The sequence below is a fragment of the Staphylococcus xylosus genome (assembly GCF_002732165.1).
Classification (GTDB): Bacteria; Bacillota; Bacilli; order Staphylococcales; family Staphylococcaceae; genus Staphylococcus; species Staphylococcus xylosus.
Window position 1 is genome coordinate 203,729 of sequence record NZ_MRZO01000002.1, and the last position, 16,898, is coordinate 220,626.

The following is a 16,898-nucleotide window of genomic DNA, read 5'->3' on the forward strand; positions in this document are numbered from 1 at the left end:
GTACTATTACAAAGAGAATGTTTATAGAAGAAAATAAGAATCACAAACACACTATACCTTCATAAACTCCTACCATAAGGAGGGATATGAAAAAAACTGCCATCAAGTCAAAGACTTGATGGCAGTTTGAAGTGTACATTTTAATATTATATTTTAACATTTACATCTAACTATTTTTGTTGACCATTCGTCTTAATGATATAGAACAGGTAGTATACTATACCAATGACAAACCAAATCAATGTATAGAATTTAGCTTGTCCACTTAATCCCCAAAATACTGCAAACACACAAATAAAGATAAGTATTGGCATAACTGGATACAAAGGTAATTTAAATGCTGGTAATGGTAAATCTTTACCTTCTCGCTTACGTAAAGCGAAAATACCCACTGTTACAAACATAAAGGCTACTAATGTTCCTGCAGTAATTAATTGAGCTAAGAATCCAAATGGGAATACAGATCCAACAATTACCGCAACGATAGATAATACGACTAAGGCGCGATTCGGTAAGTTCTTATTGTTCAATTTACCTAACCAAGACGGAAGGATGCCATCTCTACCAAATGAGTAAAGTAAGCGTGAACCAGCTAGCATCATTCCAATTAATGCAGTAAACATACCAATGACAGAAATGGCTTGTACAATAATGGCAATCGTGCCATGACCGCTTGTACGTAATGCCCAACCAACTGGTTCAGCATTATTTTTATATTCACTATAATCAAACATACCCACTAGTACTAATGCTACAATGACGAATAACGTCACGGCAATTAGCAATGAGCCTAAAATCCCTCTAGGCATCGTCTTTTGTGGATTAATAGCTTCACCAGAATTGGCAGCGATAGAATCAAAACCAATGTAAGCAACAAATATAACAGAACTGCCTGCATAAATGCCTTGCCAGCCACCAAAAGCACCTGCTGCCGTTTCTTTATATTCAGGAATAAACGGTACATAATGTCCAATGTCTATTACAGATAAACCTACTATTATAAATAGGAAAATTGCTAGTACTTTTAACACAACTAATATATTCTGTACTCGTGCTGTTTCTGAAGTACCTCTAGACAATAATAAAGCAGTAATAACAACTACAATTGCTGCTATCAAGTCTATTACCCCACCATCAGTACCTAATGAATTTGAAAGTGAATTAGGTAGAGAAATATGGAAGGGGTCTAACAGCCCTCTTAAATTTGCAGAAAAACCAGATGCTACAAAGGAAACTGCAATTAAATATTCAGCGATTAATGCCCAGCCAACAATCCAACCAAAAAACTCTCCAAATAATATACTAATCCAAGTATATGCAGAGCCTGCAAACGGCATTACTGTTGCCATTTCAGCATATACAAATGCAACCATAGCTGCCACAATTGCTGCAACTAAAAAGGATAGACTGACGGAAGGTCCCGTATGATCCGCAGCCACAACCCCTGGCAATGTAAAAATAGCAGTTGAAACGATTGTCCCAACACCTAATGCTAAAAAGTCCTTAACGCGAAGTGTACGCTCTAAGTGCGCATCTTTATTTTGATAGCGCGATACATCTTCTTTACGTAGTATTCTATGTATTAGATTCATTTTTATATCTCCTAGCTTTTTTTAAAACAAACATGTTTTTAAGTATAATGATATTTGAAACTATTGTACATGCCATTTTCAAAAAGAATTATTATTTTTAAGTAATTTTACCTAGGTTACTTTAAAGTGCGTACTTACATTCTCCTATTAAGAGGTTTAAAATGGCGTTCATAGGTAATAATTTACTAAATTTTATTTAATGAAAAGGAGCATAATGATGCAAAATATAACTTTTAATAATGGCAACTCAATGCCACAACTTGGCTTAGGCGTCTTTAGAGTAGAAAATGATGATACAGCAAAAAATGCAGTTAAGCATGCAATCATTAACGGATATCGTAGTATCGACGCGGCATTAGTTTATGCTAATGAAGAAATGGTTGGACAAGGTATACAAGAAGGTATAGCAGCAGCAGGTATACAAAGAGAAGATTTATTTATTACATCTAAATTATGGTTAAATCACTATGGTAAAGATAACGTGAAAGATGGCTATGAAAAGTCATTAAGCAATCTTGGATTAGATTACTTAGACCTATACCTCATTCACTGGCCAGGCACAAATGAATCACTTATGCTAGAAACTTGGGAAGGCATGGAAACACTATATAATGAAGGCAAAGTTAAAAATATTGGTGTTAGTAACTTTACAATTGAACAATTAGAGTTGCTAGAAGCGAAAACGACTATTAAACCAGTTATTAACCAAGTAGAATTCCACCCATACTTTACACAAGAACCATTAAGAAACTATTTAGCTCAAGCATCTATTCAAATGGAATCTTGGTCACCTTTAATGAATGCTGAAATCCTTACAGATGAGACAATAAATGCTATAGCCGATGAAACTGGAAAATCTCCTGCACAAATTGTGATCAGATGGAACATTGAACATGGTGTTGTTACAATTCCTAAGTCTGTAACACCACATAGAATTGAAGAAAATATAAATGTTTTTGATTTTTCATTAACTGAAGCTCAAATTAATCGTATTGATGCTTTAAATCAAGATAAAAGAATTGGGCCAAACCCTGAAGAATTTAATGGATAAATAATTAATAGAGTGGAACGACAATCATTTTATAATATATGATTGCTGTCCCACTCTTTTTTTGCTTATTTCATTAAATTATTTTTAAGTTCTTTTCTTTGAAATGCTAATGAATACGGGTCATTGTACCAATATGTCTCGGCTTTCACTTTAATAATATGATTATTTTTAACAGCAGGTATTTGTTGCCACATATTTGTTTTTTCAAATTCTGATTGAGCTTTGCCTTCACTCATCGTGATAACGTAATCTCCAGCAAACTTCGGCAGTTGTTCTTGTGATAATTCTTTCCAACCATCTTTTTTGACTTCTTTTTCTAACGGTTGAGGCATATTTAAATCAAATGCTTGATATAACACTTCTCCGCCACGTCCCCACTCTGGACCAAATGCATAGATGTTTTTGCTAAAATCATCAAAAATTGAAACTGTTGCGTTTTCTCCTATATGCCCTTTGATTTCTTTAGAATCCTTAGCAGTTTGAGCTTTCCATTTTTCCACCCAATCTTTAGCTTCTTTCTCCTTACCAAGTATCTTACCTAATTCAATTTGCGTGTCTAAATAATCTTTATTACCGTATTCGATTGGTAATGTTGCCGCAATTTTTTCATACTTTTTAATATTTTTGTCAGTAGTATCAACAATAATTAAATCTGGCTTAAGTTTTACAACTTTTTCCACATCGTTTTCATTTAGCTTTGCAGTATTTTTAAATTTATCTTTTAGAACATTACTCTTTTCTATATCTTTAGTAACACCGATTATATTACCACCTAAATATTTTATGCCACCTGCATATGTATTAGCCACAACTGCAATACGCTTTGGATGCTTTGGAATATCAACCTTTTTACCACTACCCAATGTATAACTTTTCGTGCTTTCTTTTTCATTAGATTTTGACTCATTACTACATGCTGAGAGCAACAGTACTACTAAAATAATAAAACTTAATAATTGTTTCATTTGGCCCCTCCTATTGATAATGATTATCACTATTAATTATATTTTATGCCTAGCATTAATAATAAGCAATATATTTATTTGTATTTTAAAATTAATAATAAATATTATTAGTTTTAACACTTTATATTTTTGCTTGATTCACCTATTAAATAGTTTACTTACAATGTTCTGAAGGGATGAGATAAGTTGATTAACTCATGAGATAAAAATAAGTGGCTGGGATGTAACTCCCAACCACTTTCACATTAAATTTATTCCATACGTTTTAATATTTCTAATTTAATTACTTTTAATGCTTCGCTATATTCTCTGTTAGTACTTTCTTGGGCATTAACGATTAATAGTTCAACAAGTTCTAAGTCACTTTTTTCGCTAACTTCGTGTTCAAACTGATGTAAGTGTTCTTCAGATGTTTTAGCATTTTGTTTTTCTATTTGATAATATTGATCTGCTCCTAAGCCGCCTTCTTCAATCATGACAGATATACCACTTGATCGCGCTTCATTCAGTCTTTTCACTTTAATGCTTTTGTTTTCACGGATAGTCATTTGAATCCCTCCTAATTTAATGCGTATTTTAAAGTTGCTGCTTATAAACATCACATTGCTTCAAGAATTAGATTGATTTCAAATAATCTAGTTGTCTTTAATCATTATGTATCTCTTTATCTTCACAAACCTCAAGTTAGTTAATTAATAAAATTGATGTTTACTGTAGTGTATTATTACACAATAATAATTACAACATCTTTGCTCACTATACTATACCCGTTTACATAATTAATTATGGATTACTAAATAATATCTTTTTTACTACTTCAAATAATGTATGTCTTGCTCAAAAATGTTTAACAAAGTTTTCATAAATACAATATGCCAACGACTTCTATTGCTCAAAATATAACTATATAATTGATAATGATTATTATTATGAAAGAGTGATGAGTATGTTGAATTTAAAGACTGGTATTTTAGAAAAAAATTATAAAATTAAAGGTATGAAAATCAAAAACACACACATGATTCAGCGTCTTAACGCTTTAGGTGTAACCCCTGGATCGAATGTAAAAATTAAACAAAAATGCTTATTTAGAGGCCCTTGTATTTTGGAAATAAATGGCCAAAACTTAAGTATCCGTGGTTGTGATGCATGTCATATTTTACTTGAGGAATCTCATGACTAATAGTTTCTGTATTTTAGGAAATCCTAATGTAGGAAAAACCTCATTATTTAACGCTTTAACTGGCACATACGAATATGTAGGTAACTGGAGTGGGGTCACTGTAGAGAAGAAGGTAGGACGTCTTAAATCTAATGCTGGTGAGCTCATTGATTTACCTGGAATATATGAATTATCACCTATTTCAAAAGATGAGACTGTAGTTACCGACTACTTATTAAAAAATGAGTTTTCTGGCATGATTAATATCGTTGATGCTAGCCAATTAAAAAGAAATTTACAACTAACCGTTCAATTAATGGAACTCGGTGCACCAATAATTATAGGCTTAAACATGATTGATGTTGCTGCGAAACGGGGTATCCATATTAATCAAGACGCACTCATGAAAAAATTAAAAACTCCTTTACTTCCTATTATCGCTAGAAATGGGAAAGGTACTAAAAAATTATTAGAAGCACTAAACGATACACATTTGACTAGAAATTCACCATTACAAATTAATTATGGTGAAATTATAGAAAATACAATCCAAAACATATCAAATCAACTACTGAAGCACAGTAATTTCGAAAAGCACTTATTACGTTTTATCGCCATACAATTTTTGTTAGATAATCCAAAAATCCATGAACTTCTTGATAAAAATTTAATTAATCGAATTGAACCTTTACGTCAACATTTAGCCGCTTCCCAATCCATTGATATTCGAGCAGTAATACAACAAAAACGAAGCGATTATATAGATGCTTTGTTATCTGACGTTGTCGAATACCCTGATGAAGAACATCAATACTTCTCTTCACGTTTAGATAAATTATTAACGCACAAATTTCTAGGTATTCCTATATTCCTAGGTATTATGTGGTTGATATTTCAAATAACATTTACTTGGTTAGGCACACCACTATCAGATCAACTTGATGAATTTATTGGAGGAAGACTAACCGACACTGTTAAATCCGTCATGGAAAGCATTAGTTTAGTACCATTTTTACAGGATTTAATCACTGATGGTATTATCGCCGGCGTAGGTGCAGTCATAGTATTTGTACCTCAAATCATGGTACTTTTCTTCTTTATTTCATTATTAGAAGACTCTGGGTATATGGCTCGTATTGCTGTACTCATGGACAGAATTATGGAAATTTTTGGATTAAGTGGAAAATCATTTATTCCCATGATTATAGGATTTGGCTGTAATGTGCCTAGTATTATGGCTGCTCGTAGTATCGAAAGTGAAAAAGAACGACTTACAACAATCTTAATTGCACCTTTTATGTCCTGTTCTGCACGTCTACCGGTCTATGCTTTATTTGTTAGTGTATTCTTTGCACAGCAGCAAGCGCTGATTGTATTAAGTCTTTATATCCTTGGCATCATTGTAGCATTGGCTACGAGTATAATTCTGACTAAGACTGTATTGAAAGATGATGACTCTGTATTCATAGTAGAATTACCAACATACCGTATGCCATCTATCAAGACACTGTGGCGAAGCACATGGGAAAAAGCTAAAGGATTTGTAAAAAAAGCAGGTACATTTATTTTTGGTGGCTCAGTTGTAATTTGGTTATTAAATTACACTGGACCTAGTGGATTTAATGTAGACGTCAATGATAGCTTTTTACATGCAATTGGTAGCTTCTTTGCCATTTTTATAGCCCCATTAGGTTTTGGCACGTGGCAAGCTGGTGCAACTTTAATTCCTGGCTTCCTTGCAAAAGAGGTCATTGTCAGTTCAATGGCAATTATTTATGCTTCCGATGAGTCAGGTTTAGTCAATATTATCCAAGAGCAATTCACACCGTTATCTGCATATGCATTTATGATATTTATATTATTATATATACCATGTTTATCAACCGTAGCAACTATTCGAAAAGAAACTTATTCTCTTAAATGGACTGTACTAGCGGTTGCATATCCTTTAATTGCTGCCTATGTGTTATCATTCATTTTCTATCAGATTGGCCATCTATTTATATGAGGGAGTGATTTTATGACTATTTTAATAAATATTATTGTGTTTGCTGCAATATTTAGTTATACCGTATATACACTCACTAGATTTATTAGAAAATCCAAATCTGGAAAGTGTAGCTCATGTGGTTCAAAGGACGGCTGTATAACTGAACGTAAAAACAACTAAAATAACGCCGCGCTCTATATATCAAAATCATATAGAGTGCGGCATCTTATATATTTAATGCTAATTAACATCATGATGTGCTTATACTTCACCAACGAATACTAAAATCGCATCCTTAAGAAATTGTGTACCACCTTCAACGTGTCTATCATAATAATTAGTAAAAGCAGTATCGTTAACATACATTTCTGCTAGTCCCGCATGAGCATCTTTAGAGTATTCAGGCCACGTATACATGAGCCAAGCTTTGTGTTTTGCTGCCAATAATTGTGCAAGTTCAGAAGTTGGATTGCCTGTTTGATATGCTTTAGGTAATAAATCAATAATTTCTTTTTCCAAATTCTTCCAAGCATCGTAAACTATCTGTGTCATATTCTTAAATTTTTTATTACTTTGATCTATAAGATTATCTCCATATTGCGTTCTTATCTCTCTTCCATAGTGTGTTTCATTTTCTTTAATAACTTTTTCCTTGAATCCTTCAAATTTTTCTTTATCTTGCATGGTAATTTCTCCTTTATTGTTAGCAATCGTTTTTTCAACTGTTTGAATGATTTTATCGAGGCGTTCACGTTGTTGTTTCAAGTTATGACAATGATTTTCTAAAGCTTTCATTTTATTAAAAGTTGGTTGTTGAATAATATCTTTAATTTCATCTAAACTGACATCTAATTCACGGTAAAATACGATTTGTTGAAGTATATCCACTTCTTCTTGCTCATATATACGATATCCAGATTCGTTAATTCTAGCTGGCTTAAGTAAACCTATTTGATCATAATAACGTAAAGTCCGATTACTTACGCCTGATATTTCAGCTAATTGACTTACTGTATATGTCATCATTTACCTCCTTTCAAATTTCACTTTACACCTTTACGTAACGTAAACCTCAAGGGTGAATTTATTATATATTTCGCTATAATTAACCTCATATTCGTATAACTTAAAAAACATAGTTCACCATTAAAATTATTTATTATTTTGATTTGCCACACTAATAATATTTGAATATAACTAAAATAAAACTTATTTTAAATACACTTTTAAATGTTTGATAAAATAATTGCTGGGAATATTAATATAGTGGTGAAATATTACATTTTCAAAAAATATTAAAGGAGGTAGCTTAAAATGACCAATAATCTCTATAGAACACGTAGAAAAGTTCAGACATAGATGCTCTAAATTAACTAACTTACTAATTAATTTAGCTTATAGATTAAGTTATCTAAAATCACAGTAAAACATTACTAAAAATTTTACTTTCACTTTTCGACAATGAAGCCGCCTATTAAGTAATAACGTACAATATACTACCCCAACGCCTTAGTATTAATACGAAAATTCCCAATTCATTTTCATACAAATACTTTTTATTTATCGTTAGAAACAACACAGTATTTATTAGTTATGACACATGCTTACAATTAAATTTTTAACTAAAGTATTATAGACCATTTTTCGAGAGTTTAACTTTTAATAAATAGATAGAGGTGATTCTATGAAAATAGAAGATTGCATCGAAAATTTTATTCTCAGTATAAATGAAAAAAATTCCCAGCTTTTTTGTAATTTATTAGGGCCTAGGGAACTCTCCAAATTAAGAAAAAAGTTATATATTAGTAGAAATTATATAAGTATTAACAGATATGTCAAAGAACGATATTTAGAGAAACTATCTCGTTTAGTATCTCCTCTATATTCCTATGAATATTTTAAGAGAGGCAATAAGTATATTGTCAAATATAAATTCACCAAAAATCAGTCTTATTTTATAACAGAATTTAATGTTTCAGAAAATGAAGGTGGATCCTTGATTAGTTTAAATATTACTAAAATACAGGCTAAAATATAAAACTTTAAAGGACCTTTAGTAGACACGCATGTTTTCACAATTTGAAGCGAAGTGAGGTTAGTGTTATGAGTTTTGAAAATGAAACAGGTTATGATATGAACAATTCACTCTACATTGGTCAGCAAGCCCCGCATTTCAAAGGATTATCAACCCATGGGGAAGTAACTTTAGACAACTTTAAAGGACAATGGACGCTATTATTTGCATATCCATCTGACTTTTCTCCAGTATCTACTTCTGAGTTTATAACGTTACAAGAAAATTATGAAGAACTTAAAGATTTACAAATATCTGTCTTAGGTTTAAGTATGGATAGTATCGCTTCTCATATATCTTGGTTAAAAAATATAGAGTCATCTTTTAATATTAATATAGAGTTTCCACTTATCTCTGACTCAAGTAAACAAATTTCAATAGACTATGGTGTATTGTCTAAAGAGGATAACAATGAATCAGTTACACGTGCAGTTCTGATTATCGATGATAATTTAATTGTGCGTTCGATTATGTATTACCCTATTGCTATTGGACGCAATGTGGACGAAATTATACGCATAGTAAAAGCATTGAAAACTACTGACGAAAATGATTCAATAACACCCGAGAATTGGCAACCAGGAGACAAAGTACTATCCATACCTCCCGCTAACTTTAAAGATGCCAATGGCCATATAAATGATACTAACTATAACTGTAAAACTTGGTATTACTGCGAAAAAGATATTGAACATAAAACTAAAAAAATTTATAATGCTTTTTTACAAGATGAATAACATATAAATAGTAATCAGACAGACTTGACCAGCAAGTATCTAAAAAATAAAAGGAAGGCTTTTACTATATATTGTAGTAAAAGCCTTCCTTTTTTATTATGGGTAAATAATGAGAGTTGCTTTGTTATCAATAACACATTAGACACACAAATTTATAATTTTTAATTGGATATCGCTTCTATTCATGTAAATACTTTTTCTTCCAATTTTTTATAGAAATAAATGATAATGCCATCGTACAAATAGTTAATATTATAGTAAATGGCCAAAACCATATAGATACAATACTGCCTTCTATTGCTAAACCAATTTTAGAAAATAACCCAAATGTAAAAACAATACTCCCTAATAAGCAAATTGAAACTGGCAAAGCATATTTCCATGGTGTTAAATTAACAACAGCTTTGTTCTGAAATGTAAATGGAACCTGTAATGGCATTATTTTTCCTAAAATTAATAAAAACAGTAATTCTATTAAGAAAAGTAGTCCTTGAATATGAATAAAGTTAATGGGTATCGTTACATTGAAAATTGTTGGTAAACCCCACATTAACATATAATAAATCACTACATGCGATATAATAACAATTTTAGCTCCAATTGCTGGAACAGTTTTTGAAAATATACCCACTAATACGATTACTATAATTGGTATATTAAAAAAACCTGTAAATTCCCTAATAATCGTCCATAAGCCGTCTGGAGCATACAGTAATAACGGCGAAATAAAGAAGGTTAATAATGATAATATAACGCCAAACCATTGGCTCACTCTTATCATTTCTTGGTCATTTGCTTTTTTATTCAGCACAACTTTATAAATATCGTAACAAAACATGGTTGCAGCACTGTTTAACAAAGAATTAAAACTTGAAAAAACTGCCCCTAATAATACAGCTAAAAAGAAACCATTTAAAAACGTAGGAAAAACATCATTTATTAGTGTTGGGTAGGCTAAATCCATGTTTTTTAACTTAGGACCATAGAGATGATAGGCTATTATACCAGGAATCATCATCAAAAATGGAACTAATATTTTTAAAAAACCTGTAAGCAAGGCTCCTTTTTGACCTTCAGCAAGACTTTTGGCACCTAACGTACGTTGAATAACATATTGGTTAGTCCCCCAGTAAAATAAATTAGCGAATAGCATACCAGTAAATATAGTTCCAAAAGGTACACCATCACTGCTAGAGCCAATAGAATTCAGTTTTTCTGGATGTTCTGTCACTACTGTTTTTATACCTATAAAAAAATCACCGTTTCCTAATGCTATAAAACCTAATATAGGTACAATCAGACCAACAAGCAATAAACCAATGCCATTGATGGTGTCTGAGATAGCAACCGCACGTAATCCTCCAAATATAGCGTAAATAGAACCTATAATGCCTATCGTCCAAACTGACAACCACATAGCTTGTTCAAATGTAATACCTAACATATTAGGTATATCAAAAACCTGTAATACGGCTATCGCTCCTGAATATAAAACTGACGGTATTGTAATAAGGCCATAGCCAAGCATAAATAATAATACAACTAGCAATCTTGTTCCTTGATCAAACCTAGCATTTAAAAACTCTGGTAATGTTGTAAATGCACCTTTTAAATAACGTGGTAATAGTACAAGTGCTAAAATAATAACAGAAAAGCCCGCTGTGACTTCCCAAGCCATATTAGTTAAATTAGCATTATAGGCTTGACCATTTAATCCAATTAATTGTTCTGCAGATAAGTTTGTCAATACTAAAGAGCCTGCTATAAAGCCACCTGTTAATCCTCTTCCTGCTAAGAAATATCCCGTTGAATCATTAACTTTATTTTTAGTTTTGTGGTAAGAATACCAAGCAACAAATGCCATAAAACCTGCACAAGAAAGAAGTGTAAAAAAAGTTTCTCCCATAATTGTCCCCCTATATTGGAAAAACTTAACGTCTAAAATCAATAATTAATATTGATTAATATACTTTTGAATTCCCACAATATTTTATCTTTTTACATCTCTTCCCTATCACAGAAAAATTATTTGAAAAATATAAAATTACACAAAAATATTATGATTATTATTACTTTTGAATAATGTCCTCTATTCACTCAATCCTTTTAAAACACCATATTCACTATTTTTATCATTTAAAAATAAAAGTACTTATTAGTGCGATTATTAAAAATGTACCTACAAATAATATAAAGCTGTACCAAAATGTAGCTACATTTCTTAATTTAGTAGTCTTGACCTCATTTGGGTCGTTACCTTTCATAAACGCAACGATGCGGTCATAAGTTTGTATATTGTATGATTTCTTAATGCTATCCACTTTAATAGAAGCCATTATACCAATACCTAATAATATAACTTCGATTATAGTACCAACTGTTCCCCAATAATACATTGCTGGTCCAATTAAAATTGCAGCCATTAGCATTGGCCATATCATTAAATGCGTCCACAAGTTAAACCGAGCTTTTCTTAATTTTTGCTCCATAATCTCTACATCTCCTTTGACTAAATCATCTAAAGAAACATCGAACAATGAACTAAGCATTAACAAATTATGCACGTCAGGATAACTCTTATCATTTTCCCAGTTTGATATTGTTTGTCGTGAAACATATAGTTTGTTAGCTAAATCTTCTTGAGAAAGTTGATCACGTTGGCGAAAATATTTGATTTGATGACCTAGGTTCATTGCTTTTTGCTCCTTCGAATAGAGATTAAGATAAAATATATTATTAGACTATCAAAGTTTTTTAACATCTGCACAATTTTCTTTGTCTAAATGCTTTTACATACTATAATGACAGTATTTTAAGACTGACTTTAGACAGAACGAAAAAAAAGGCGAGATTGAAACTAATAAAGTTTCATATCTTCGCCCTCATGATAATCATATATTTTGATATTTATTTAGTTACTAAATTTTGATAACTACATAGATTCAGTAGTTAAAACTTCATTCATACCCATATAATTCATTAATTGACGTGATTAGCTCAATTAATGTATTTATTCTTGACCACGTTTGTTCCAAGTTAGTAAGAAGCTAAGCATTGCTAAAATACTAATAACAGTTAATAATACAAAGCCAATATCCCAACCAAAATGTTGCACTACAAATCCTAATACGATATTAGCCATTACAGCTCCGAATAAATAACCGAACAACCCAGTTAATCCTGCTGCAGTTCCAGCTGCTTTCTTAGGAACATAATCTAACGCTTGTAAGCCAATTAACATTACCGGTCCATAGATAAGGAACCCAATAGCAATGAGTGATACATTATCTAACCAAGCATTACCAGGAGGATTCAGCCAATATATAAGTACAAATATTGTTACACCTAGCATGAAGAAAAATCCTGCTGGGCCACGACGTCCCTTAAATAATTTATCAGATAGGTAACCGCATAATAATGTACCTGGGATACCTGCCCATTCATATAGGAAGTACGCCCAACCCGACTCACTTAGATTGAATTGCTTCTCTTCACTTAAGTATGTAGGTGCCCAATCTAACACACCATAACGTACAAAATAAACAAATATATTGGCAAAGGCAATTGCCCAAACCCATTTATTATTCAGAACATATTTAAATAAAATTTCTTTCGTAGTCAGTTCTGTCTCTAATGTCTGTTTAGATGATGTAGAATAGTCATTATTATAATGTTCAATTGGTGGTAACCCCTGTGATTGAGGTGTATCTCTAACTAAACAGTATGAAATAATCGCAATAACGATGGCTAATATTGCTGGATAAATGAATACACCTTCAAAGCCTTTTAAGTAACCAAAATTATACATTGCTGTCATGGAAATACCCCATGTCGCTATAGGCGCCATTAAACCGCCACCTACATTATGAGCTACATTCCATATTGAAGTCTTACTACCACGTTCACTGACACTATACCAATGGACAAGAACACGTCCTGAAGGTGGCCACCCCATACCTTGGAACCACCCATTTAAAAATAGTAACACGAACATAATTGTAATACTTGATGTAAAGAAAGGCACAAAACCAAGTAATAAATTTACAATTGCCGTTAGTATTAAGCCTAAAGTTAAAAATATTCGGGCATTACTACGGTCACTAATGGTTCCCATTATAAACTTACTAAAGCCATAAGCAATCGAAATTGCTGAAAGTGCAATACCAAGTTCACCTTTACTAAAGCCATCCTCGATTAATGATGGCATTGCTAATGAAAAGTTTTTACGCAATAAATAATAACCTGCATAACCAATGAAGATACCTAAGAATACTTGAAAGCGTAATTTCTTATATGTATCATCCACTTGCTCCTTAGGCAAAGGTTCTATATGTTTTGCCGGTTTCAAAAATTGAAGCATTGAATCACTCCTGACTTAATATACTTTCGATATATGATTTATAAAATATCATTATTATATTATATTTAAAAGTGAAATATAGCAAGGCGTTTTGCAGATTTTTCATAAAATAGGTTATTATTTATAAATCGTTATATATTAGAAAAAACGAGAATGATAAATTAAAAATTCATATGCTCGCTTTTTCTATTAATAATTATATTATTTTGTTATTATCGTTTTTGATAAACTGAAAACTCTATATTAATAATATTACATTACCTGTTGTCGTTGATGTGGAATAGGATGATCTAATTCAAATTGAGCACCGGTAGTAATCTTCTTATATTGATAACCAAAGTAAGCAACCCATAATATCGTCAATACGAATGCGAGTATATAGCTCAAATTAAGGTCTAAACCTAAACCAATTTTTTGGCTTAAAATATAGGTGAATATATTCCAAGTCATAAATACAGCTGGTATAGCTGCAACCCAGAAATTCTTTTTCGCAATTAATAGATACATGGCACCTACCCATAATGCCACTACAGCAGTTGTCTGGTTAGCCCATGAAAAATAACGCCATAAAACTGTGAAGTCAACTTGTGTTAACCCAAAACTTATAATAAATAATGGCGCAGCAACTATAATTCTTTTTACAATACTACGTTGACCATAATTTAAATAATCTGCAATAATCATTCTTGCACTACGGAAGGATGTATCACCACTTGTTATCGGTAATATGATAACGCCTAATACAGCAATTGTACCGAAGACAGAACCTAATAATAGATGCGAAGCTTGACTAACTACTAGCGCTGCTTCACCACGCGCTAAGACATCATTTAAGCCATTATAGCCATTAAATAGACTCATTCCAGCTGCAGCCCATATCATTGCAATAATACCTTCTGCAATCATCATACCGTAAAAAATGAAACGAGCATTCTTTTCCTTATTCGTTGTTCTAGAAATAATAGGTGTCTGTGTCGCATGAAAACCAGATAAGGCACCACAAGTGATAGTAAAGAATAATAATGGAAAAATAGACGCGCCATCAGGATGCATATTCTTTAAATTTAACTCAGGTATAGGAGCGCCTGTTTGAATGAGACGGAAACCAATACCTACCGCACTTACTAAAAGTAAGGCACCAAATATTGGATATATACGACCAATTATTTTATCTATTGGTAAAATTGTAGAAAGTATATAATATACAAAAATAACAAATATGATTATACCTAGAGCAATACGACCATCCATTAAATTATGTAAAAGTAAGGCTGGACTTGTTACAAAAACTGTACCCGTTAACAACAATAATAAGATTGAAAATATATTAACGAAATGTTTCATAACTTGTCCCAAAAATTTACCTGCAAGTTCAGGTAAATGTGCTCCTTTGTTTCTTATAGAAATCATTCCAGTTAAATAATCATGCACAGCACCTGCAAATATACAGCCAAAAACAATCCAAATAAATGCTACTGGCCCGTATAAAGCCCCCATAATTGGACCAAATATAGGACCAACTCCTGCAATATTTAATAATTGGATGAGTGAATTAGATGATGTTTTCATAGGTAAATAATCTACATTATCCCTTTGATGATAAGCAGGCGTAGGTCGCTCTTCTTTTGTTCCGAACATTTTATCGATATATTTCCCATAAGTAAAATACCCAATAATAAGTATAATAATAGAAACTATAAATGTAATCATGTTACCATTCCCCCTTAAGATAACGTGAAAGCGTTTTCTTAATTTAATCACAAATAGTAATTTTCCACAATGTTTCGTTAATATTTTATTCTAGTTTGTTTCATAGAAATTGGTAATATTATTATATAAAGCACAATCCCTATACACTTGTTTTTCGATTATTGTAAAATGCTTTACTGTAAATCAGACAACAGATAGCCATGTCACCTATTAATATAAAAACAATCTATAAGATCTTGAGTTTAATATTGGCGGTGATTTGGGACGTCTCCTACGGGAAGATCACTAACCGAAGACTACAGGCTAAGGTATTAGTTCCAAAGGAAAGCACGCACAAAAAAAACTGCCAACAAAGTCGGAGACTTTGTCGACAGCCTGAGATCGAGACAAATAGATGTCTCGACCTTTATAACACTAATATTTATATAATTTAATTTTAATTTCATAGTAATCATCGTGATCTTTAGCTTGGTGTTCGAATTTAATACCACTTTTTTCAATAGACTCTAAGCTTTGACCAACTGCTTCACGAGCATCAGTTAAGTCTTTTTCAAACTCAAATCTACGGGCTTTAACTTTTTCAGGGCCAAGTTTTTGTTTAACTCGTGCTTCTGTCTGTTTAACATTTAGTTTTTGGCTAATCACTGTTTCAACCAAGTCAACTTGATCTTCTTCTGATAAGCTTAACATCGCACGTGCATGACGTTCTGTAATCTTACCTTCACGTAGACGTCCTATCACTTTAGGATCTAGTTTCAATAGTCTTAATTTATTTGCTATAAAACTTTGGCTTTTACCAACACTTTTAGCCAATTCACTCTGCGTAGTATCGCCAATATCTAATAATTTCTTATATGCTTCCGCTTCTTCTATGACAGATAGATTTTCACGTTGAATATTTTCAATTAAAGCTACTACTGCTGTTTCTTCATCGTCTAAATATCTAATAATCACATCAGCATGTGTTTTATTAAGTGTTTGTAAAGCTCTAAATCTACGCTCACCAGCGATAATTTCAAACATATCTTCTTCAATTGGACGTACTACAATCGGTTGTAGCAAACCATGTTCTTCTATAGATTCTGCGAGTTCTTTAATCTTATTTGGCTCAAATACTTGTCTCGGTTGATAACGGTTTGGCACAATGCGTTCGGTATGAATAGATTCAACGTTATTATGATCCTCTTCAATATAACCAACAATGTCATCTTTGTTCTTTAAACCAAATAATTTAGAAAAAGGTTTCTTCATTTATTA

The 16,898-nt window shown here is 31.9% G+C and carries 15 protein-coding genes; 6 read left to right on the forward strand and 9 right to left on the reverse strand.

Features of this window, described 5'->3' with window-relative positions; genetic code table 11:
- Positions 1–170: 170 nt before the first annotated feature.
- On the reverse strand, positions 171–1,592 hold the full coding sequence (locus BTM19_RS04265; protein ID WP_029378726.1) for an APC family permease: 1,422 nt from the start codon (positions 1,590–1,592) through the stop codon (positions 171–173).
- Positions 1,593–1,809: 217 nt separating this feature from the next.
- Here BTM19_RS04265 and BTM19_RS04270 point away from each other — a divergent pair, with 217 nt between their 5' ends.
- Positions 1,810–2,643 carry an aldo/keto reductase gene (locus tag BTM19_RS04270; protein ID WP_058625790.1) on the forward strand — a complete coding sequence of 278 codons (834 nt, stop codon included), beginning with the start codon at positions 1,810–1,812 and terminating at the stop codon, positions 2,641–2,643.
- Between the two features lie 65 nt (positions 2,644–2,708).
- Here the strand turns inward: BTM19_RS04270 and BTM19_RS04275 are convergent, their stop codons facing one another.
- Both BTM19_RS04275 and BTM19_RS04280 read right to left on the reverse strand, forming a co-directional pair.
- Entirely contained in the window at positions 2,709–3,608 is a 900-nt protein-coding gene (locus BTM19_RS04275; RefSeq protein ID WP_029378724.1) for an ABC transporter substrate-binding protein, read from the reverse strand.
- 251 nt (positions 3,609–3,859) lie between these two features.
- Complete coding sequence (locus BTM19_RS04280; protein WP_029378723.1) at positions 3,860–4,156, reverse strand: hypothetical protein; 297 nt, start codon at positions 4,154–4,156, stop codon at positions 3,860–3,862.
- A gap of 398 nt (positions 4,157–4,554) precedes the next feature.
- Here BTM19_RS04280 and BTM19_RS04285 point away from each other — a divergent pair, with 398 nt between their 5' ends.
- Genes BTM19_RS04285 through BTM19_RS04295 form a run of 3 tightly spaced genes read left to right on the forward strand, consistent with a single transcriptional unit; the run spans position 4,555 to position 6,940 of the window.
- On the forward strand, positions 4,555–4,791 hold the full coding sequence (locus tag BTM19_RS04285; RefSeq protein WP_029378722.1) for a FeoA family protein: 237 nt from the start codon (positions 4,555–4,557) through the stop codon (positions 4,789–4,791).
- On the forward strand, positions 4,784–6,778 hold the full coding sequence (feoB, locus tag BTM19_RS04290) for a ferrous iron transport protein B (RefSeq protein ID WP_038679473.1): 1,995 nt from the start codon (positions 4,784–4,786) through the stop codon (positions 6,776–6,778). The genes BTM19_RS04285 and feoB overlap by 8 nt, the downstream gene beginning before the upstream one ends.
- A gap of 12 nt (positions 6,779–6,790) precedes the next feature.
- On the forward strand, positions 6,791–6,940 hold the full coding sequence (locus BTM19_RS04295; RefSeq protein ID WP_080661273.1) for a FeoB-associated Cys-rich membrane protein: 150 nt from the start codon (positions 6,791–6,793) through the stop codon (positions 6,938–6,940).
- Between the two features lie 81 nt (positions 6,941–7,021).
- Here the strand turns inward: BTM19_RS04295 and BTM19_RS04300 are convergent, their stop codons facing one another.
- Positions 7,022–7,783 carry a MerR family transcriptional regulator gene (locus tag BTM19_RS04300; protein WP_029378720.1) on the reverse strand — a complete coding sequence of 254 codons (762 nt, stop codon included), beginning with the start codon at positions 7,781–7,783 and terminating at the stop codon, positions 7,022–7,024.
- Positions 7,784–8,444: 661 nt separating this feature from the next.
- Here BTM19_RS04300 and BTM19_RS04305 point away from each other — a divergent pair.
- The gene (locus BTM19_RS04305; RefSeq protein ID WP_029378719.1) at positions 8,445–8,798 is read left to right on the forward strand and encodes a hypothetical protein; all 354 of its coding nucleotides are present in this window, start codon (positions 8,445–8,447) and stop codon (positions 8,796–8,798) included.
- A 65-nt stretch (positions 8,799–8,863) separates the two neighbouring features.
- Positions 8,864–9,571, forward strand: a complete 708-nt coding sequence (locus tag BTM19_RS04310; RefSeq protein WP_029378718.1) for a peroxiredoxin — start codon at positions 8,864–8,866, stop codon at positions 9,569–9,571.
- A gap of 178 nt (positions 9,572–9,749) precedes the next feature.
- Here the strand turns inward: BTM19_RS04310 and BTM19_RS04315 are convergent, their stop codons facing one another.
- From BTM19_RS04315 to BTM19_RS04335, 5 genes are all read right to left on the reverse strand, one after another.
- Positions 9,750–11,477 carry a solute:sodium symporter family transporter gene (locus tag BTM19_RS04315; protein WP_029378717.1) on the reverse strand — a complete coding sequence of 576 codons (1,728 nt, stop codon included), beginning with the start codon at positions 11,475–11,477 and terminating at the stop codon, positions 9,750–9,752.
- A gap of 226 nt (positions 11,478–11,703) precedes the next feature.
- Positions 11,704–12,264 carry a helix-turn-helix domain-containing protein gene (locus BTM19_RS04320; protein ID WP_029378716.1) on the reverse strand — a complete coding sequence of 187 codons (561 nt, stop codon included), beginning with the start codon at positions 12,262–12,264 and terminating at the stop codon, positions 11,704–11,706.
- A 317-nt stretch (positions 12,265–12,581) separates the two neighbouring features.
- On the reverse strand, positions 12,582–13,931 hold the full coding sequence (gene glpT, locus BTM19_RS04325; protein ID WP_037557259.1) for a glycerol-3-phosphate transporter: 1,350 nt from the start codon (positions 13,929–13,931) through the stop codon (positions 12,582–12,584).
- Between the two features lie 252 nt (positions 13,932–14,183).
- Positions 14,184–15,641: a carbon starvation CstA family protein gene (locus BTM19_RS04330; protein ID WP_029378715.1), complete on the reverse strand. Its 1,458-nt coding sequence runs from the start codon at positions 15,639–15,641 to the stop codon at positions 14,184–14,186.
- Positions 15,642–16,055: 414 nt separating this feature from the next.
- Entirely contained in the window at positions 16,056–16,892 is an 837-nt protein-coding gene (locus BTM19_RS04335) for a ParB/RepB/Spo0J family partition protein (protein ID WP_029378714.1), read from the reverse strand.
- Positions 16,893–16,898: the final 6 nt, after the last annotated feature.